The following is a 20368-nucleotide window of genomic DNA, read 5'->3' as shown; positions in this document are numbered from 1 at the left end:
GGGCATTAGCCACTGGGCCCCAGGGGAATCTGCCGGGGCCAGTCATCCTCCACGATAAAGACCCGCTGCCAGCCCTTGCCGGGACGGTAGAGCGCCAGCTGCCGTGGTGCGCCACTGCGCGCGAAGTGTTCTGCCAGGCAGGCGGCCAGCTCCTCCAGGCCGAGCAGATGACGGCGGGCGGGAGGAGCCAGCCAGTGAGGCTTGCCCAGCCAGCTGCCCCGGGTCGCGTCGTCCAGCGTGGCGGCGAAGGCCGGCCAGTGTGCCCAGTGCAGCCAGAGCCCACGGTAATGGGCGGAGTGGGCCTGAACGGGGGCGGGCATTGGATGTTCCCAGGGATAGAAGAGCACGCCGGGCATGGCCAGACGCTGCTGCAGACGTCCCTGCCAGGATGGGCCGAGGGCGGCGGCCAGGGCATCCCGGGCATCCGGCGAGTGGGCCAGGGGGAACTGGTGACGTTCCAGGTGGGCCTGCTTGAGGGCCAGGCTGTCCACGCCGTTGGTGCCGATCCAGCGGGCCGGGTCGTTCGGCCTGCCGGGCCCGCTTGGCAGGCCCAGATAGAACTTGATCGCAAGCTCCAGGTGCACCGGCGTGGTATCGCCCTGTCGCTGTTGATAGACCAGGTCCAGCTCCCCCCGGGTGCGGCGCCCGCGAATCACCGCCAGGTTGTGCACCCGCAGGCGTGTCCCCGGCGCCGTCTGCAGCAGGTATTGCCACAGCCGCTCATGGTAGTGACCGAGACGCGAGGCGCCGGGCTCGCCGGTCATGGCCTCCAGCATGGCGGGTGCCTCGGCCTGTCGATCCAGGTAGCCCTGCAGGGCCTGCCGGCTCCCCAGGCCCAGGGACTGGCGTGTCGGCCGGCCCGGCCAGGCCAGGGACAGCAGGTCCGGGGCGCTCAGCAGCCAGGCGAGGTCACGTACCTGCGGATGCTGCCAGCGTTCGAGAAAATCGGTATCGTAAGGTGGCATGAGGCCTCAGGATGACATCGCCATGGTGTTCCGACAGTCTGGTATGTGGCACTTTATACTTCACCCGACATTCCCGACCAGCAGGTGCTAATGATGAACTCGTCTCTCACGCGTTTTGCCGCCCTGGCGGCCGGTGGCCTGATGGCCCTGTCCATGACGGCTCAGGCCGATACCCCGAAAGAGGGTGATCCGGTGGTCGTGGCCTCCAAGATCGACACCGAAGGCTCGGTGCTGGGGCAGTTGATCCTGCAGCGCCTGGAGAACAACGGCATCAAGGTGGAAAACAGCCTGCAGCTTGGCACCACCAGCATCGTGCGTGAGGCCCTGACCTCCGGCGAGATCGACCTCTATCCCGAGTACACCGGCAATGGCGCCTTCTTCTTCGACATGGCCGACAGCGATGTGTGGAAGAATGCCGAGCAGGCCTACGCGACCGTCAAGGCCGAGGATCGCAAGCGCAACGGCCTGGTCTGGCTGACCCCGGCCGACGCCAACAATACCTGGGCGATCAGCCTGAGGGGTGAACTGGCACGCCAGAACGAGCTCACCAGCCTCGAGGATCTGGCGGCCTACCTGGATGACGGCGGTGACTTCAAGCTGGCAGCCAGTGCCGAGTTCATCGAGTCGCCCCAGGCGCTGCCGGCCTTCCAGGATGCCTACGGCTTCGAGCTCAGCGACGACCAGCTGCTGGTGCTCTCCGGCGGCAACACCGCCGCCACCATGCGTGCCGCCGCCCAGCAGACCAGTGGCGTCAACGCCGCCATGACCTACGGCACCGATGGAGGCCTGCAGGCGCTCGACCTGGTGGTCATGGACGACACCCTGGGCGTTCAGCCGGTGTATCAGCCGACCCCGGTGGTCCGCGAAGCGGTGCTCGACACCTATCCCGAGATCGAGAGCCTGCTTGAACCGGTGTTCGAGGCCCTGGACCGCGACACCCTGCAGCGCCTCAACGGCGATGTGGCCGTCAAGGGGCTCGCGCCCGCCGATGTCGCGGCCAACTTCCTCGAGTCGCTGTCCGAGTAATCACGCAAGCGTAGAGGGACCGGGCAGTGTCCTTGATGATCAGCGGCGGAGTGCAATCGGTTGAAGCGAGAGGTCATGCGGCCCAATAGCGTGCTGATCAGCCTGATGCTGGTGCTGCTGGCCACCTGGCTCGGCCTGGACGCGGTCAGTGTGGCGGCCAATCGCATCGTTCCGGGGGAGGGGGTTGGCGTCGGCGGCATCGCCGGCTGGCCGGGCGTGCTGATCAGTATCATGCCCATGCTGGGTGTGTTGCTGCTGGCCCGGCGTCCGACAGTCCGCCACCTGCGCCTGGCCCTGATGCTGGTGATCCTGATGCTGACGGCCCTGCCGCTGTGGCTGGTAGTGGCCGCCGCCGTGAGCGTCGACCCGTCGCTGCCTCAGGCCCGCATGGCCATTGGCCCGGCCGTCTGGGTCGCGGTCTTCGTGTTGCTGCTGGCGCTGATCGAGCTGCGTGGTCGGGTGGCCTTGCCGTCCTGGCAGAACGGGCTGCTGTATCTGCTGCCGCTGTTGAGCCTGGCCCTGAGCCTGATGTTCGACCTCGAGCCGCTGGCCCTGCGTCAGGAGTTTCAGGTGCGTCAGTCCGCCTTTTTGACGGCCATCGGCGAGCATCTGCTGCTGGTCAGCGCCGCCGTTGTGATCAGTCTGTCGCTGGGTGTCGGCCTGGCGATGGCCATGCGTCACTGGCCTCGCGCCCAGCGCTTCGGCTTTACCCTGCTCAATTTCCTGCAGACGATTCCCAGCCTGGCGCTGTTCGGACTGTTGCTGGCGCCGCTGGCCTGGCTGTCCGACCGCTACGACTGGCTGGCGGCACTGGGCATCAGTGGCATCGGCTGGGCCCCGGCGCTGCTCGCGCTGATTGCCTACAGTCTGCTGCCCATGGTGCGCAACACCTATGTCGCCCTGGAGGAGGTCGACCCCGGGGTCATCGACGCCGCCCGCGGCATGGGCATGAGTCGCGCCCAGATATTCCGGCAGGTACGCCTGCCCCTGGGCCTGCCGGTGATCCTCGAAGGCATCCGCATCACCACGGTTCAGGGCATCGGCCTGACCGCCGTGGCGGCGCTGATCGGTGCCGGCGGGCTGGGGCGCTTCATCTTTCAGGGGCTGGGTCAGGCGGCCATGGACCTGGTCCTGCTGGGCGCCTTGCCGATTCTGATCATGGCCCTGCTGGCCGATGCCCTGCTGGCCGCGCTGACCGAGAAAATCCGCCCCGGAGGCACGCATTGATCGAGTTGATTCAGGTAAGCAAACGCTTCGGCGATGCCCTGGCCGTGGATGATGTCTCGCTGAGCATCGAGCGGGGCGAGTTGTGCGTGCTGATCGGCACCTCGGGGTGCGGCAAGTCGACCACGCTGCGCATGATCAATCGCCTCATCGAACACAGCGCCGGGGAAATCCACCTGGAAGGGCAGCCGGTGCGTGAATTCCGCGAGGAAGTGTTGCGTCGTCGCATCGGCTATGCCATCCAGAGTACCGGCCTGTTTCCGCACTGGACGGTGGCGCGCAATATCGGCCTGGTGCCGGGGCTGCTCAAGTGGCCCCGGGCGCGCATCCGCGAACGGGTCGAGGAACTCATGGAGCTGCTCGGGCTCGAGGTGGAAGAGTTTGCCGACAAGTACCCCAGTCAGCTCTCCGGCGGGCAGGCCCAGCGGGTCGGGGTGGCCCGTGCCCTGGCCGCCGACCCGGACATCCTGCTGATGGACGAACCCTTCGGGGCGCTCGACCCGATCACCCGGGAGTCGCTGCAGGACGAGCTGGTGCGGCTTCAGGCCAGGCTCAACAAGACCATCGTCTTCGTCACCCATGACATGGACGAGGCCCTGCGGCTGGCGGATCGGCTGGTGGTCATGAACCACGGGCGCATTATCCAGCAGGGGCATCCCCTCGAACTGCTGCGCCGGCCGGCCGATGGTTTCGTCGAGTCGCTGCTGGGTGGCGCGGATCGCGGCCTCAAGGAAGCCGCCCTGTTGCCGGTCAGTCAGCGCATGACGGCCCTCGACGACGCGCCGCTGGCCGAGCAGCGGGTGAGCCAGCAGGCCACGCTGCGCGAAGCGCTGTCGATCATGCTGTGGCGACATGTCGACTGCCTGACGGTCGTCGACGCGGCCGACACGCCGGTGGGGCAGCTTTCCCTGCGTCAGCTGGTCGGCGCCGGCGATGCGCGGGCCGCCGCGGGGCGGACCGACACCGACCAGGCCGCCGGCTGAGGGCAGGAGCCAGGACATGCAGACCGCCACCCGCCGTCCCACTCGACCCACTGTCAGCCACTGGCTGGCGCCCATGATCTGGTTATTGCTCCTGCTGGGCGCCTGCTGGGGCATGTCCTGGCTCGAGCCGCTGTTTCGCCTGGTCGAGCCCGACAGCCGTGACGTCATTTATGCCAGGGCCGACTTCTTCGTGCTGCTGGGCCGTCATCTGCTGGTCGTCGGTGTGGCGGCCCTGCTGGCGATCGGCATCGGCGTGGCCGCCGCCATTGCCGTGACGCGCCCGGCGGGCCGCGACTTCCTGCCCATGGTCAGTCAGCTGGCCTCCATGGGACAGACCTTCCCGCCCGTGGCCGTACTGGCGCTGGCCGTGCCGGTGCTCGGCTTCGGCACCCTGCCGGTCATCGTTGCGCTGTTGCTCTACGGCCTGCTGCCCATCGTGCGCAATACCCTGGCCGGCCTGGAAGGCATCGATGGTGGGGTGGCGGAAGCCGCCCGTGGCATGGGCATGACCGGTATCCAGCGGCTGCTTCGGGTCGAGCTGCCGCTGGCCGCTCCCATCATCCTGGCCGGCATCCGTACCTCGGTGACCATCAACATCGCCACCGCCGCGATCGGCTCCACGGTGGGCGCCAGCAACCTCGGCGACCCCATCATCTCGGGCATCGTCAACGGCAACATCGCCTATGTGCTGCAGGGCGCGCTGCTGATCGGCCTGCTCGCGCTGAGCGTCGACAGTCTCTTTGCGCGCCTGCAGCCTGCCTCCTTGCACTAAGGAAGCGCTGAATGGCTGGTCAGCTACTTCCAACTTGGCTATTCTGCCTCTACAGTTTACGTTAACGTAAATCGAAAGCGCGGGATGTCGGGGCAACCCCCTGGCAGTCCGCCATGACAATGACAATACTTCCCCCAAAAGGGGCAAGGATGATCATCACATGACAACAAGACCCGACAGCACCACGCCGCCGGCGCCCATGACCGGCACACCGGAGTTTCTGGCCGGTGACGAATACCGCATTCCGACCTGGCGCGTCCTCGGCGAGGACGGTCGACTGCTCGAAGGCGCGCAAGCGCCGGACATCCAGCGCGACAAGGCGCGCCGCATCTATGAAGCCATGCTGGCCACCCGCGTGATGGACGAGCGCATGATGGCCGCCCAGCGGCAGGGCCGCCTGAGTTTCTACATGCAGTGCACCGGCGAGGAGGCCGCCGTGGTTGGCGCCACTGCCGCCCTCGATGATGCCGACATGATCATGGCGCAGTATCGCGAGCAGGGTGCGCTGGTCTATCGCGGCTTCAGCTTCGACGAGTTCATGAACCAGCTGTTCGGCAATCAGCTCGACTATGGCAAGGGCCGGCAGATGCCGATTCACTACGGCTCGCGCAAGCTGCACTACATGACCATCTCCTCGCCGCTGGGCACCCAGATTCCCCAGGCCACCGGCTATGCCTACGGCCAGAAGCTGGCCGGCAATGGCCTCTGCACCCTGGTCTTCTTCGGCGAGGGCGCCGCCTCCGAGGGCGACTTCCATGCCGCCCTGAACATGGCGGCGGTCCACGAAGCGCCGGTGATCTTCTTCTGCCGCAACAACGGCTACGCCATCTCCACGCCCACCGTCGAGCAGTTTGCCGCCGACGGCGTGGCGCCCCGGGCACTCGGCTATCGCATGCATGTCATCCGCATCGATGGCAACGACATCCTGGCCGTCTACCGCGCCACCGAGGAAGCCCGGCGCATCGCCGTGGAGCACAACAAGCCGGTGCTCATCGAGGCCATGACCTATCGCCTGGCGGCGCATTCCTCCTCTGACGATCCCTCCGGCTACCGCTCGCGCAAGGAGGAGGAAGCCTGGCGCGAAAAGGACCCCATCCTGCGCATGAAACGCTGGCTGATCGAACGCGACTGGTGGAGCGATGACGAGGAAAATGCCCGCCAGGACGAGCTGCGTCGCGAGGTGCTGGAGACCATGAAACGCGCCGAGAAGCGCCCGCCGCCCGACCTGGGCACCCTGGTCAGCGACGTCTACGCCGATGTCACCCCGGCCCTGCAGCGCCAGCTCGATGCCCTGACGGCGCATGTGCGTCGTTATCCGGATGCCTATCCCCGGGGCGCGAGCTCGCTGGACCCGGATGTAAAGAATAGTGCGGATGCCGCGACCGATCAGGGAGGCGCCTGAGATGCCCAACATGAACATGCTGCAGGCCATCAACAATGCCCTGGACATCGCCATGGCCGAGGACGACAAGGTGCTGTGCTTCGGCGAGGACGTCGGCAGCTTCGGCGGGGTCTTCCGGGCCACCAGTCACCTGCAGGAAAAATACGGCCATGCGCGCTGCTTCAACACGCCGATCGTCGAGCAGGGCATCGTCGGCTTCGCCAATGGCCTGGCCTCGCAGGGCTCGGTGCCGGTGGCGGAGATCCAGTTCGCCGACTACATCTTTCCGGCCTTCGACCAGTTGGTCAACGAGACCGCCAAGTTCCGCTATCGCTCCGGCGACCTGTTCAACGTCGGCGGCCTGACCCTGCGCGCCCCCTATGGGGGTGGCATCGCCGGTGGTCACTACCACTCCCAGTCGCCGGAAGCCTACTTCGCCCACACGCCGGGCCTGAAGATCGTCATTCCACGCAATCCCTACGAGGCCAAGGGCCTGTTGCTGGCGTCGATTCGTGACCCCGATCCGGTGCTGTTCTTCGAGCCCAAGCGGCTGTATCGCGCCTCCACCGGCGAGGTGCCCGAGGAAGACTATCAACTGCCCCTCGGCGAGGCGGCCGTTACCCGCGAGGGCAGCGATGTCACCCTGGTGGGCTGGGGCGCACAGATGGAGGTCATCGAACGCGCCGTGGAACTGGCCGAGAAGGACGGCATTTCCTGCGAGGTCATCGATCTGCGCACCATCCTGCCCTGGGACGAGGACACCATCGTCGACTCGGTGCTCAAGACCGGTCGTCTGGTCGTCACCCACGAAGCGCCGCGCACCGGCGGCTTCGCCGGCGAGATCGCGGCCACCGTGCAGGAGCGCTGCTTCCTGTATCTCGAATCGCCCGTGATGCGGGTGACCGGCCTGGATACGCCCTTCCCGCAGACGCTGGAGAAGGAGTACCTGCCGGATCACCTCAAGATCCATGAAGCGATCCGCGCCAGCGTGAACTTTTGAGCCGATACCCAGGGAGACACCGATGACCCAGTTCAAGTTGCCCGATATCGGCGAAGGTATCGTGGAATGTGAAGTCGTTGAATGGCACGTGCAGGAAGGCGACAGCGTGGCCGAGGATCAGCCGGTGGTCGAGGTCATGACCGACAAGGCGCTGGTCGAGATTACCGCGCCGGAAACCGGCACCATTACCCGGCTGCATGTGGCCAAGGGCGAGACCGCCCGGGTCCATGAACCTCTCTTTGCCTACGACGCCGAGAGCGGAGACAACGCCGATGACGACCGGGCCGAGCCCGCGGATGACGCCGAAGACGCGCAAGGCGAGGGCAGCGCGCCCGCTGACGCCACGCCACGCCCCGCATCGCCGCAGGCCGAGGCGCCAGCGGTGGCCCCGCCGGCAAGCGGCCGCGGCGCCTACGGGCGCATTCCGGCCAGCCCGGCGGTGCGGCGTCTGCTGCGCGAGAACGAGCTGCGTCTCGACCAGGTGCCGGGCTCCGGCAAGGACGGTCGCGTGCTCAAGGAAGACGTACTGAGCTTTCTGGACGGCGCCGCGACCACTCAGCCGGCCGAGAGCAACGCGGCCTCGAACGGCCCGAGCCCCGCTGGCCAGGCCACGTCGCGTGTCGAGCCGCTGCGTGGTGTTCGCGCCGCCATGGCCCGACAGATGGTCGAGTCCGCTTCGACGATCCCGCACTTTCAGTACGGCGAAGAGATCGACGTCACCCGGCTGCTGGCCCTGCACGAGCGCTTAAAGCCCCAGGCCGAGGCGCAGGAGACACGCCTGACGCTGATGCCGCTGTTCATGAAGGCGCTGGCGCTGGCGGTCCAGGCCCATCCGATTCTCAACAGCCGGCTCGACATGGAGGCCGGTGAGATCCACTACCAGGCGCACTGCAACATCGGCATGGCGGTGGACGGCAAGGCCGGCCTGATGGTGCCCAACGTCAAACAGGTCGAGTCGCTGTCGCTGCTCGAGGTGGCCGCCGAGGTGCAACGGCTGACCACCGCGGCCCGGGAAGGGCGGGTGTCCCGCGCCGACCTGCAGCAAGGCACCATCAGCATCTCCAACATCGGAGCCCTGGGCGGTACCTACGCCGCGCCCATCATCAATGCCCCGGAGGTCGCCATCGTCGCCATCGGCAAGACCCAGTGGCTGCCGCGCTTCGACGCCAACGGCGAGGTGGTCTCGCGGGCCATCATGACCGCCACCTGGGCCGGCGATCACCGCCTCATCGACGGCGGCACCATCGCCCGCTTCTGCAACGTCTGGAAGGGCTATCTGGAGGATCCGGAAACCATGCTGCTGTCGTTGCGCTGACGCTCGGGGGTGGTCATGAGCCAGGCGCCGCTCCAGCAGTTCTATATTCCGGAAGACCAGTCGGTCTATCTGTTGAGCCACGACGACGCGCGCAAGCTGCGCGAGTGGGTGGCGCTGTGCCAGGCGCAGCTCGAACAGCTCGGTTACCGCCATATCGAGCTGATCGGCAAGGGCGCCTACGGCTTCGTGTTCGCCGGGGTGACCGAGCATGGCGAGCAGTATGTCTTCAAGTTCACGCGGGTCACGCTGTCGCGCGAGATTCAGGATCGCCTCGAGGAAGAGGCCTTCATGCTCGAGCAGGTGGATCATCCCCATGTGCCGCGGCTGATCGCCTATCAGCGCGTGCGACACCAGTCGATCCTGGTCATGGAACGCGCCCCGGGCCTCAACCTCGAGGAAGTCTCGCGCCGCGAAGGGCGCCTGTCGCCGCGCCTGGTGGTGCGCATCGCCGACCAGCTGGCCGGCATCCTGCGCGCCCTGCGCGACGAAAACGGGCCGGCCGGGCGCCCGGTGGTGCACGGCGACATCAAGCCCTCCAACCTGGTCTTCGATGCCGACCGCGAGCGCGTCGCCCTGATCGACTGGGGCTCCTCGGTGTTCGCCCAGCTGGATGCCAACCAGCAGTTCGTCGCCACCAACGTCATGGAGCTGATGTCCGACAACCTGCAGCAGACCAACGCCCGACTGGGGGATGTCTACTTCATCGGCGAGGAACAGCTCAACGGTGCGCTGTCGTCGCCCCGCTTCGACGAGCAGGGCGCCGCCGGCACCCTCTATGCGCTGGCCTCCGGCCAGTCGTGTCGCTTCGGCCACCGGGTCATTCCGGCCACTTCGCTTGGCCTGCCGCGGGAATTCGCGCGCCTGCTCGACGGCATGCTCGACCCCGACCCCGAGGTGCGCCGACGCGCCGGCGACTACTTCATCCGCGAGATGCCGCGCCTTGGCCGCCTGGTCATGCTCGACCTGCCCGAGCCGCCGGAAACCGCCCTGGTGCCGGTGTGGACGCGCTCCGCGGCCAGCGAGATCGACACCGTGGTCTACAGCTCGCGCAAGTCCTTCCTGCGCGAGGAAGGCGGCCGCGACAGCTTGAGCGAGGTCAACGACGTCCAGCTCGACCGCTACTACAAGAACTTCATGCAGGGCATGGGCGAGACCGAAAAGGCCTTCCTGGCCGCGGTCAGCCGGCTGGGCAGCTATCCCGTGGTGGGCGGCCTGGCGGTGCGCTGGGAGGCCGAAGGCGTCTACATCGACACCTCCCTGAACCTGCACGACCCGGCGCTCAAGCCGGCCTTCGTCGCCGCCGTCAACAACATGGTCAGCCTGGCCCGGGCCATTCACCGCCAGGGCATCTTCAAGAGCTGTCTGTTCAATGCCCGCGACACCCTGCACCTGGACCGCGAAGGCCCCGACCGACCCTTCGTGATCCCGCCGGACATTCGCCTGGCCTATGAAGTCAGCGACGTCCCCGAACTCGAGGACCGCACCCGACTGCACAGCTACTTCGAGGACGGCCCCGACCCGGACGAATTCCTGGTCCTGCCCGAAGCCATCATCACCGCCCTGGAAGCCCTCAACGAGATCCACCATACCGGCATGATCATCTTCGAGGCGCTGCCCGAGCACCTCAAGATCCACAGCCACTACCGCCTGCTCGACCCCTCCCGGGAAGACGAATTCCGCCGCCGCCTGGACGACATCCTCGACGCCGTGGCGCTGATCGAAGGCCTCGGCGTCTCCGGCTTCATGAAGATGCCCTACAAGGACACCCGCTTCTTCCCCCACCTGGCGCAACAGCCGGAACGCTTCTACCCCCGCGACCCACGCGCCACCCTGGCCGCCATGCAGGCCGACACGCAGTGAAACCGGCGCCCGCCCATGAATGAGCTCGTGGTCGGATTCTGGCAAGATAGGGGACCATCAATCCCTCCTGCCATGGCGACATGCCACGGGTGACAGCGCGACGGGGACAGGGACTGGCGAGGGTCTTTTGACAGGGATGTCAAAAGTAGCGCCCAGGGACGGGTTCACAGCGCCCTCGCCAGGACCTGGCGCCGGTCGCGCCCCCGCTGGCCGAGGGAGCAGTGATCGTCTATCTCAATGGACAAGGATGCAGCATGGCCCACTTACTCCGCATCGTGATGATTCACGGTCACCTGGATGGCGTCGTCGAACTGGATGTCGATGGCCACACCAACATCTGCGGCACCAATGCTTCCGGCAAGACCACGCTGCAACGCCTGGTACCGGTGTTCTACGGTGAGCTGCCGAACAAGGTGGTGCCGCGCACGCGCATGAAATTCGATGCCTTTTACCTGCCGCATCGCAACAGCTATCTGATCTACGAATACCGCCGCGAGGCCGGCAACGTCTGCCAGGCCGTGCTGACCCGCAAGAAGGAAGGCGGCGTCGAATACCGCTTCGTCGGCGCTCCCTATCGCCCCGAAGACTATCTGGTGGAAAGCCGGGAAGGCGTCGCGGCCCTGGAGACCGAGGCCTGGCTGGCCGGGCTGCGTCGCCAGAGCATCAATGTGTCCGCCAAGCTGGGCGCCACCTCGGAATATCGCGCGGTCATCCAGAACGACTTCACCCAGCAACAGGGCAACCGCCGCGAGGCCCTGAAGCTGCGCCAGACCGCCGCCCAGTTCAGCCTGGTCAAGCCCGAACGGCGCATCCGCCACATGGAGAAACTGATCTCCGCGGTGCATGCCAAGGAGGGCAAGATGGACACCCTCAAGACCATGCTTGCGGCCATCTTCGAGGAAGACGGCGTCGAACTGCCGGTCACCCGCATCCGCAGCACCAAGGCCCGCGAATGGATCGCCCAGATGCGCCAGTCCATGCGCCTGGCGCCGTTGCAGCAATCCCTGGCCGAGCTGGCCGAGGTCGATCGCGAGATTGCCGATCTCGAGACGACCCTGTGGCAACTCAAGCCCCAGCTGGAAGCCGACCGCCACCGCGCCGAACGCCAGCTCGCCGACAGCGAGGCCGAGCTCAATACCCAGCAGCAAGCCTTCCAGGCCCGCGAGCAGGAGTACGAGCAGACCCGCGACCGGCTCAATGACCGCATCAGTGAACTGGCCAGCGAGCTGGAGCGTACCCAGCGCAGCCTCAACGACCTGCAGCAGCAATACGAGGCCTACGCCGAGGCCGACATGCCGGCCCTGGAACGCGACCTCGCCGAGCTGCCGCAGTGGCGCGAGCAGGCCCGCCAGCTGCAGGAACACCTGACGGTGATGCAGGAGGCCACGGCGGCCAACCGCTCGCGCCTGGAAGCGCGGCTGCGCGAACTCGCCGACGACCTCTCGCGGCGCAGCGAGGAAATCCAGGCCCGGCTCGACGAACTGGGCGACGCCCGGGCCGCGCGTCAGGAACAACAGTGGGCCAGCGAGCGCGAGCTCGAGGAAAAGCACCAGGCGCGGCGCAGCGAACTGGAAGCCGGTTATCAGTCACGGCTCGAGGCGGGCATCGAGCGCCTCGCCGACCTCAAGGCGCAACTGGCCTCCACCGGCCAATCCAGCGACGAGGCCAGCGAGGCCGAACTGGCCCAGGCACGCGTCGACCAGGCGCAGAGCGATCGTCAGGCTGCCAATCAGCGCCTCGATGGCCTGCGCCGCGAACACGAGACCCTGCGCCAGGAACGCGACAGCGCCGAACAGCAGCGCGAAAGCGCCCGGCAGGATCTGGATCGCGCCCAACAGCGCTGCCGCGACCTGGAAATCCAGCGCGATCCCAGCGAGGGCAGTCTGCGCCACTTCATGCGCTACCACCGGCCCGGCTGGGAACACCAGCTGGGCAAGGTCATTGCCCCCGAACTGCTGGAGCGTCACGACCTGTCGCCCCAACTGACGGAAGCCGATCAGGACAACGATGGGCATGACGACCTGTTCGGCGTTAACCTGGACCTGACGTCCATCGAACTGCCCGATCATGCCCGCGACGAAGCCAGCCTGCATGCCGCCATCGAGGCCGCGGAAGCCGAGCAGGCGCGGGCCGAGGCCGACCTCAAGGCCACCGAGAAACAGCTCAAGGCCTGCCACGAACGCGTCCAGGGCGCCGATGAAAGCCTCAGCCAGGCGCGTCTGGCGCTCAAGCATGCCGATGCCGAGGTGGAGTACGCCCTGGACGCCCGGCATCAGATCCACGAGCGTCACCTGCAACAGCAGCAGGAGCGTCGCCGCGCCGCCGAACAGGCGCTGGCCGACCAGCAGGCCGCCGACGAGGCCCTGCGCGAGGAAAAGCGCCAGGCACTGACCACCCTCGACGACACCCACCAGTCCCAGCTGCTGGAGCTCAAGGCCGACGGCCAGAGCCAGCTGGCCGGCTTCGACGCCCGCATCGAGCAGTACCGCCAGCAGCTCGACGACCTCAAGGCCGAGCACCAGCGCCAGCGCAAGGAACTCGAAGCCGCCTTCGATCAGGAGCTGCAGGAGCAGGGCGTCGACCCCGAGACACTGCGTTCGACCCGCCAGCGCATCAGCGATCTGCAGGAGCGCATCCGCGTCACCGAGAGCCGCCGCGAGGAGCTGGATGCCTACAGCCGCTTCATGCGGGTCGACTGGGGCCAGCGCAAGCCCGAACTGGTCGACCGCGAGGCCAGCCTGACCCGCGACAAGCAGAGCGCCGAACACCAGCGCGAGCAATGTCGCAGCGACTTCCAGGCCGCCCGGACGGCCCATCAGCAAGCCAGCAAGGCCCTCAAGTCACGCATCAACGCCGAGCGCGAAGTCATCGACGCCCTCAAGCCGCTGCTCGGCCAGCTCGACGGCCTGGGACTGGCCCCCGACGACACCGTCCAGCAGGCCGACGGCGAGGCACCCGGGGACGTTCATGAGCGCATCGAGCGCAGCCGTCAGGCGCTGGCCGATCGCAGCCGCGAAGTCGAGACGCTGCACAAGGGCTGCGAGCAGGTCGAGAGCGACCTGATCAAGGGCGCCAGTGCCGGCTTCGTCGAGACCCTGGAGAACGAGCGGGCCAGGCTCAATGCCAGCTCTGGCCAGGCCGGCGAGTCGGGCCTCGACCCGCGTCGCCAGCTGCCCATGCTGCGCGGCATGCTGCAACTGCTCGAGGACCAGCAGCAACAGCTCATCCAGCAGGGCCGCAACCTGGGCGCCGACCTGGACAAGTTCTTCACCGTGTTTCGTGACCTCAACCGACGCATCAGCGCCCAGAGCCGCCGGCTCTCCGAGGAAGTCGCCGATGATCTGCGGCTGGACGGCATCAACAAGGCCGAGGTCAAGATCCAGTCGACCATCGACGAGCTCGGCTTCTGGGAACCGCTCAAGCGCTTCGCCCAGTTGTATCGTGACTGGCGCAATTCCTCCCGCGAGCTGCCGGGGGACGACTACCTGGACGCCCTGGCCGATGTCGTCGACCTGCTGCGCCACGATCAGCAGTACAGCTTCGAGAGCCTGCTGCGCCTGGAACTGCACCTCAACGAGGGCGGCACCGACCTGGTCATCAAGAGCGACCGCCAGCTGCTCGAGTCCTCGAGCCACGGCATGGCCTACCTGATCCTGTGCAAGTTCCTGCTGGCCTTCACCCGGCTGCTGCGCGGCTCGGCGGAGATCGCCATTCACTGGCCCATCGACGAGATCGGCACGCTGGCCTATCACAACGTCGAGACCCTGTTCGATGCCTGCGACAGCAATCGCATTCATATCGTCGGCGCCTTCCCCAACCCGGAGTCCGACGTACTGCTGCTGTTCCAGCATCGCTACCTGATCGACCGTGACAACGAGGACGCCGGCCGGCGTCGCCTCAAGCGCATCGAGCCGCGCCTCAGCCGCCTGGCCGAGCGCCTGCAGCAACGCACTGCCGAAGCCACCGCGGAGGAGTTCACCTGATGATCGAACATGGCCCCTTGCTCGAGCGCCTGCTGGCCGGCGAGTTCGTCTGCGCGGTGAGCGATGATCATGCCTTTCGGCGGCTGCAGGACGAGGACACCCGCGAGCAGATCGACAACTACCTGCGCCCGCTCAACCGGCGTCTGGCCACCAATGCCGAGGGCAGCGTCTATTTCCTGGCCTGGCGCCAGCTCAATGACGAGGCCCGCGATCAGCTGTCCCGCCAGCTCGGCGAGGTGCTGCACAGCCTGATGCCGATGCTCGAGTGGCTGCAGCTGATGCAGGAAGCCCTGGGCCACGATGCCCTGGTGGCCCCCGGCGATGTGCTCAAGCCCGCCGAGCTCAGCGCCCGCTGCGAGGACAACCAGAGCCTGCGTGAACAGCTCGAGCGCCTGGCCGGCGACAGCTTCTTCGGCTCCCAGAGCGAACAGCTCGACGCCCAGATGAAGCAGGTCTTCAAGCGTCTTCGCGAGCACGGCTACGTGCTCCAGCCCCACGCCGACCGCCAGGTCTATCTGGTCACCGGCAAGGTCGATTATCTGGTCGACCTGGTGCGCCTGATCCGCGACGAGGAGAACCTGCCCATCGAGGATGAAATGCCCCAGGCCCAGGAAAATCTGTTATGAGCTCCAGGATGCCATCGACGGAGGCGCGCCCGGCCGAGGATCACGCTGACCACCAGCTGGAAGGCCGGCTGGTCAGCACCGGGGTGGAGCGTCTGGCCCTGCTGGGCAAGCACGCCGAGGCGCTGATGCAGGGCTACAGCCGCGACGAGGTACCGCTGGCCAATCTCAGCGAGCGCGCCCTCAACAAGCTTCTGGCGGCGCGCATCGTTTGGCGCCCCGACGAGCAGGGCGGCGTCAAGCTGGCCCCGCGCGTGCGCGAACTGATCGCCGAGATGCTGGCCGACGAAACCCGCCGCCAGGTCAACGCCGACGTGGGCGAGACCCTGGAGCTGTTGCGCAGCCTGGTGCAGAGTTACCGCGAAGCCCAGAGCCAGGGCGAATACTGGCGCCAGGAACAGCAGCTGCTGCGCCTGCGCCAGGCGCTGGACGACCTCAATGGCCGCTTCGCCGACGCCATCGACAGCCTCTGGCAGCGTCTCAACAGCGACTTCGGCTTCGTCAGCCGCCTCAACGACAAGATCCGCGAGAACGACCGCGCCCAGAAGCAGATCGTGCGCCTTCTCGACGGCCTGCAACTGATCGACTTCGACGAACTCATCGAGCTGGTCGGCAGCGACGGCGGCCTGCGCAAGTTGCTGATCAGTCAACTGCAACGCCAGGTCAGCCAGCACTACACCAGCCTGCGCGAGGTGCAGAGCCGCCTCACCGAACTCATGGCCCGCTTCCGCCAGCAGCAGTCGCGCAGCCGACTGGTCAGCGGCATGGCGGCCTTCCTGCGCGAGCACCCCAACTTCGTGCCCGGCAACTATGCCCGGCGCAGCGAGGTGCCCGACCTGGTCAACCAGGCCACCGCCCTGAACGCCGCGGCGGCCCCGGCGCTGGACCACCAGTCGGACATCCGCGTCATCACCGAACTGCTGCACGAACTGCCCCGGCCACAGCAGCCCAGCCGCGATGCCACCAGTGCCGGCCCGGCCGCGGTCGAAGCCACCGGCCTGGTGGCCGCGCGTCAGCAGGCGCTCAAGGATGACGTGGAACGCTTCTACCTGGCCGTCATCGACCAATCCGCCGAGGCGGGCATCAGCGCCCTGGACTATCTGCAGCACAGCGACATGACCTGGGGCGAGGAAATCTGGCTCTTCCAGGTCATCGCCGAATACCAGAGCCTGCCACGCAGCGAACAGGCTGCCTTCAGGCTGCAACAATCGGAAAGCCGCGCCAGTCAATTCAATGACCTGCGGCTGATCCACGACGTCACCCTCCGACTGGCGAGATCCGCATGACCGATACCCTCGACAAGCGCACCCATGGCTGGCTCGGCGATATCCAGGACAGGCTGCGTCGCCAGCCCTGCGTCGAGAAGTCGCTCGAGCTCGGCGCCTGCCAGGCCTTCATCGCCTGGTGCGATCAGCACGGCCTGGACCTGGAGCTCTACCAGCGCCATCAGTTGCTGCGTTTCGACCGGCAGCTGATGCGCAAGGTGCAGGCGCTGCTCGAAAGCCTCGACCAGCTGCCGCTGGGCGAGAGCACTTCGGGCCGTACCACGGCCGAACAGGCGCGGGCCAGCCACCAGGAAGACAAGGCGCAGCGCGAGGGCCCGCGGGCCCACCGCGTGCTGCTCAACACGCCCGCGACCACGGCCCGTCCGGGCATGGCCCATCGCGAGCGCGAGGTCCTCGACGTCGACTGGCGCGAGCTCGACCTGTCGGCCTTCGATGTGCTGTTGATGATCGAGAATCTGGACAGCTTCTATGAGCCGGCCGGCGCCTTGGACGCCCTGGCGGATCATGCGCGTCCACTGATCGTCTATCGCGGCGATCGCCACTATGGCGGCGGCTTCCGGGAGCTTGCCCGCGCCTGGGCCGCCACCGGCAAGCCGCTGCTGGGGCTCGGCGATTTCGACCCGCGCGGCCTGCGCATCGTCCTCGGCAGCGGGGCCACCGGGCTGCTGCTGCCGCCGCTGGCCTGGCTGCAGGAAAACGCCACCCGGGCCCATGTGCCCGCCGAGCAACTGCCCGATCAGCCGGCACTGCGCAAGCATCGCGACCAGTTGCCGGCCGCGCACCCGTTGGGGGACTATCTGGCATTGCTGCTCGACGAGCAGCGCGGGCTCAAGCAGCAGTGGTTCACGTCGCCGCTGGTGGTGGTTGGGGCGAGCGGGCAGAAGTAAGAGGGAAGAGGGAAGAGGGAAGAGGGAAGCAAAAGAAGCGGAAGAGGCAGCACCATTATCGATGAGAGGACGATGCGCATGCGCGAGTTATTGCTGAACGCCGATATGGGCGAGAGCTTCGGGGCCTGGACCATGGGGCTGGATGCTCATGTCATGCCGTATGTCGATCTGGCCAATGTGGCCTGCGGCTTTCATGCCTCGGACCCGGATGTCATGCGGCGCACGGTGCGCCTGGCCGCCGAGTATGGCGTCAGCGTCGGTGCGCACCCGGCCTATCCCGACCTGGTGGGCTTCGGCCGGCGCTCGATGGCCTGTTCACCGGAGGAAATCGAGAATTTCGTGCTCTACCAGCTCGGGGCGCTGGCTGCCATCTGTCACGCCGAAGGGCTGGCGCTGGCCTACATCAAGCCGCATGGGGCGCTGTACAACGACATGATGCGTGACCATGACCGCCTGGCCGCGGTGATGCGCGCCATCCAGGCCTTCGATCCGGCGTTGCCGCTGATGGTCATGGCCACCCGCGACAACGGTGCCGAGGAGACGCTGGCCGGCAACCATGGCATCACCCTGTGGCGTGAGGCCTTCGCCGACCGCGCCTATGACGAGGCAGGGCGCCTGGTCGCGAGAAGCGAGCCGGGGGCCGTGCACCGTCAGCGCCAGGCCATCGTCGATCAGGCGACGCGCATCGCTCGGGGCGAGGCGCTGATCGCCAATGATGGCAGCGAGCTGTATCTGAATGCCGACACCCTCTGCGTGCACGGCGACAATGCCGAGTCCATCGCCGCCATTGCCGCCATCCGTGCGGCCCTGGCGGCGGAGGGACGCGCCTCCGGAGGTGACGGGGCATGACGCTGGCACTGCCGAGGATCGAGTCCGCCGGCCTGGATGGCTGGATGGTGCGCCTCTTCGATTCCATCGACGAGGCCAACATGCCCTGGCTGACGGCACTGGTACGCCAGTGTGAGGCGAGTCTGAGCGATGCCCTGGTGGATCTGGTGCCGTCCTACACTACGCTGCTGGTCATCTTTGACCCCCTGGTCATCGAGCCGGGGGACGTCCGGCAACGCCTGCAGCAGCTACTGGCCAACCTCGAACCCGATGACAACAGCGCGGCAGCCGACGTCGTCGAGCTGCCCACCTGGTACGACACTCGGGTCGGCCCGGAGCTCGAGCGTATCGCCGAGCGGGCCGGGATGAGCATCGAACAGGTCATCGAGGCCCACAGCCAGACCGAGTATCGTGTCTTCGCGCTGGGCTTCGCGCCGGGCTTCGCCTTCATGGGGCGGGTCGCCGAGGCGATTGCCTGCCCCCGGCTGGATACCCCGCGGCGACACGTGCCGAAGGGCAGCGTGGCCATCGCCGAACGCCAGACCTCGGCCTATCCGCAGGTCTCGCCGGGTGGCTGGAACCTGATCGGCCGCACCCCGGCCGTGCTCTTCGATCGGCATCGCGACGGCTTCAGCCTGCTCCGGGTCGGTGATCGTGTGCGTTTCGTGCCGGTATCGCAGGCCGAGTTCGAGCAGCTGGGCGGCGATAGCCAACCCATGGAGGCCCGGGCATGAGTGCGCCACAGACGCTTTTCGAGGTTCGCCGTGCCGGCCCGCTGGCTCTGCTGCAGGATGCCGGCCGCTTCGGCGTGCGACGACTGGGCGTGACCCAGGGCGGGCCGGCCGATGCACACGCCTGGGCTTGGGCCAATCGGCTCGTCGGCAATGCCTGGGGCACCACCGGGCTGGAAATCACCATGGGCGGACTCGAGCTTGTGTGCCGGAGCGAGGCCGTCATTGCGGTCTGTGGGGCGGACCTGGGCGCCAGCCTGGATGGCGAGGCCCTGCCGCTGTGGCAAGGCCTGCGGGTGGAAGCCGGCCAGCGCCTGTCCTTCCAGCAGCCGGTCAACGGCCTGCGAGCCTATCTGGCGGTCGCCGGCGGCTTCGAGGCCGAGCAGGTGCTCGGCAGCACCGCCACTGTCACGCGTGAAGGCCTGGGCGGCCTGCATGGTGACGGCCAGCCGCTGCAGGAAGGTGACCGGCTTTCCCGCGCCGCCGGTCCGAGCGGACTCCAGCCCGGCCAACAGGCGCCGGCGGATGCCATCATCGACTATCGGCAGGCGCCACGATTGGCGCTGATCCCCGGGGCCCAGGTGGCTGCCTTCGAGGGCCGCAGCCTCTACCAGGCCTTCAACGCGACCTGGCAGGTCGATGACCGCGCCGACCGCATGGGCGTGCGCCTGCGCGGCCCGGAGCTGAAATGCCGCTCGGGCGGCATGATCTCGGAAGGCATTGGCCCCGGCGCCGTCCAGGTTCCCCCGGACGGCCAGCCCATCGCACTGCTCAACGACCGCCAGACCATCGGCGGCTACCCGCGCCTCGGGGCGCTGACGCCGCTGGCCTGCGCCCGGCTGGCACAATGCCTGCCCGGCCAGCAGGTGCGCCTGCAGCCCACCAGCCTGGAACAGGCCAGCCGCGCCTATCGGGCCTTTCGCAGCTGTTTCGGAGAGTCGTAAATGAGCATTTTGATCGGACTCGCCCGCGAGCTGATTCTTAACGCCGTATAACCGAGCGCAGACAGTTTTCGGACAATGCTTAGATACCCAGGCCGCTCTCCCGCAGCAGCTGATCGATCGACAGATCGGACGGCTTGCGGTGGGGCGTCTCCTCGAACATCAACTCGGACTCCAGCTGACCGACGCCGTCACGCACCAGGCGCTCGATCAGCTCGGCCTTGGAAAACCCCGTGCGCTCGGCAAGGCGCTCCAGGCGGGTCTCCAGCTCCTGCGAGAAACGAAGAAAATGCGGCATGATGCAATCTCCTGAGGTAAGCAGGCCTAACCTATCCCATTGATGTGACAAAGTGTTGACATCGCTAACACATCACATCGTCCGATCCGTCTCCCTCTCGTCGTAAGCATTTTTGATGAGACCCGCCTCTCCGATCTTTCAGCGAATAGAAGATATCAATCAATCGCGTTTATAGGCGAAAAACGGAGTTTTCTATTCTCCTGGCTAACATCCTGTTTAATCCCGGAATTATGCTCTGAGCATGATTCTTCTAATTTTGTTTGTA

General features: G+C 66.9%; 17 protein-coding genes. 15 read left to right on the top strand and 2 right to left on the bottom strand.

Annotation, left to right across the window (positions count from 1 at the left end; translation table 11 throughout):
- Positions 1-5 precede the first annotated feature (5 nt).
- Positions 6-965, bottom strand: a complete 960-nt coding sequence (locus QWY79_RS15405; protein ID WP_290274720.1) for a DUF1853 family protein — start codon at positions 963-965, stop codon at positions 6-8.
- Between the two features lie 141 nt (positions 966-1106).
- On the opposite strand from QWY79_RS15405, the gene osmF reads away from it, so the two are divergent.
- The 15 genes from osmF (at position 1107) to QWY79_RS15330 (ending at position 19808) form a co-directional block, all read left to right on the top strand.
- Entirely contained in the window at positions 1107-1991 is an 885-nt protein-coding gene (gene osmF, locus QWY79_RS15400) for a glycine betaine ABC transporter substrate-binding protein OsmF (protein ID WP_290274785.1), read from the top strand.
- A 75-nt stretch (positions 1992-2066) separates the two neighbouring features.
- Positions 2067-3218 (top strand): ABC transporter permease, encoded by a 1152-nt coding sequence (locus QWY79_RS15395; RefSeq protein ID WP_290274719.1) that lies wholly within the window; start codon positions 2067-2069, stop codon positions 3216-3218.
- Positions 3215-4198: an ABC transporter ATP-binding protein gene (locus tag QWY79_RS15390; protein WP_290274716.1), complete on the top strand. Its 984-nt coding sequence runs from the start codon at positions 3215-3217 to the stop codon at positions 4196-4198. Before QWY79_RS15395 ends, QWY79_RS15390 begins: the two co-directional genes overlap by 4 nt.
- 16 nt (positions 4199-4214) lie before the next feature.
- Complete coding sequence (locus QWY79_RS15385; RefSeq protein WP_290274713.1) at positions 4215-4970, top strand: ABC transporter permease; 756 nt, start codon at positions 4215-4217, stop codon at positions 4968-4970.
- A gap of 160 nt (positions 4971-5130) precedes the next feature.
- Entirely contained in the window at positions 5131-6372 is a 1242-nt protein-coding gene (locus QWY79_RS15380) for a thiamine pyrophosphate-dependent dehydrogenase E1 component subunit alpha (RefSeq protein WP_290274709.1), read from the top strand.
- A gap of 1 nt (position 6373) precedes the next feature.
- Positions 6374-7351 (top strand): alpha-ketoacid dehydrogenase subunit beta, encoded by a 978-nt coding sequence (locus QWY79_RS15375; RefSeq protein WP_264826866.1) that lies wholly within the window; start codon positions 6374-6376, stop codon positions 7349-7351.
- A gap of 22 nt (positions 7352-7373) precedes the next feature.
- A complete protein-coding gene (locus tag QWY79_RS15370; protein WP_290274704.1) occupies positions 7374-8666 on the top strand; it encodes a 2-oxo acid dehydrogenase subunit E2 in 1293 nt (430 codons plus the stop codon).
- A gap of 15 nt (positions 8667-8681) precedes the next feature.
- Entirely contained in the window at positions 8682-10526 is a 1845-nt protein-coding gene (locus tag QWY79_RS15365) for a protein kinase domain-containing protein (RefSeq protein ID WP_290274701.1), read from the top strand.
- A gap of 254 nt (positions 10527-10780) precedes the next feature.
- Positions 10781-14509 (top strand): ATP-binding protein, encoded by a 3729-nt coding sequence (locus QWY79_RS15360; protein WP_290274698.1) that lies wholly within the window; start codon positions 10781-10783, stop codon positions 14507-14509.
- Positions 14509-15135 (top strand): condensin complex protein MksE, encoded by a 627-nt coding sequence (locus QWY79_RS15355; protein WP_290274696.1) that lies wholly within the window; start codon positions 14509-14511, stop codon positions 15133-15135. Before QWY79_RS15360 ends, QWY79_RS15355 begins: the two co-directional genes overlap by 1 nt.
- An 8-nt stretch (positions 15136-15143) precedes the next feature.
- Positions 15144-16418, top strand: a complete 1275-nt coding sequence (locus tag QWY79_RS15350; RefSeq protein ID WP_290274693.1) for a DUF445 domain-containing protein — start codon at positions 15144-15146, stop codon at positions 16416-16418.
- Positions 16415-17305, top strand: a complete 891-nt coding sequence (locus tag QWY79_RS15345) for a DUF7281 domain-containing protein (protein WP_290274691.1) — start codon at positions 16415-16417, stop codon at positions 17303-17305. Before QWY79_RS15350 ends, QWY79_RS15345 begins: the two co-directional genes overlap by 4 nt.
- 78 nt (positions 17306-17383) lie before the next feature.
- Complete coding sequence (locus QWY79_RS15340) at positions 17384-18154, top strand: 5-oxoprolinase subunit PxpA (protein WP_290274688.1); 771 nt, start codon at positions 17384-17386, stop codon at positions 18152-18154.
- Positions 18151-18867, top strand: a complete 717-nt coding sequence (gene pxpB, locus QWY79_RS15335) for a 5-oxoprolinase subunit PxpB (RefSeq protein WP_290274685.1) — start codon at positions 18151-18153, stop codon at positions 18865-18867. The genes QWY79_RS15340 and pxpB overlap by 4 nt, the downstream gene beginning before the upstream one ends.
- Complete coding sequence (locus QWY79_RS15330; protein WP_290274682.1) at positions 18864-19808, top strand: 5-oxoprolinase subunit C family protein; 945 nt, start codon at positions 18864-18866, stop codon at positions 19806-19808. Before pxpB ends, QWY79_RS15330 begins: the two co-directional genes overlap by 4 nt.
- A 79-nt stretch (positions 19809-19887) precedes the next feature.
- On the opposite strand, the gene QWY79_RS15325 is transcribed toward QWY79_RS15330, so the two are convergent.
- Entirely contained in the window at positions 19888-20103 is a 216-nt protein-coding gene (locus QWY79_RS15325) for a ribbon-helix-helix domain-containing protein (protein WP_290274680.1), read from the bottom strand.
- Positions 20104-20368: the final 265 nt, after the last annotated feature.

It is taken from the genome of Halomonas sabkhae (assembly GCF_030409265.1).
Taxonomy (GTDB): Bacteria; Pseudomonadota; Gammaproteobacteria; order Pseudomonadales; family Halomonadaceae; genus Halomonas; species Halomonas halmophila.
This window is presented reverse-complemented; position numbering and strand designations above follow the sequence as displayed.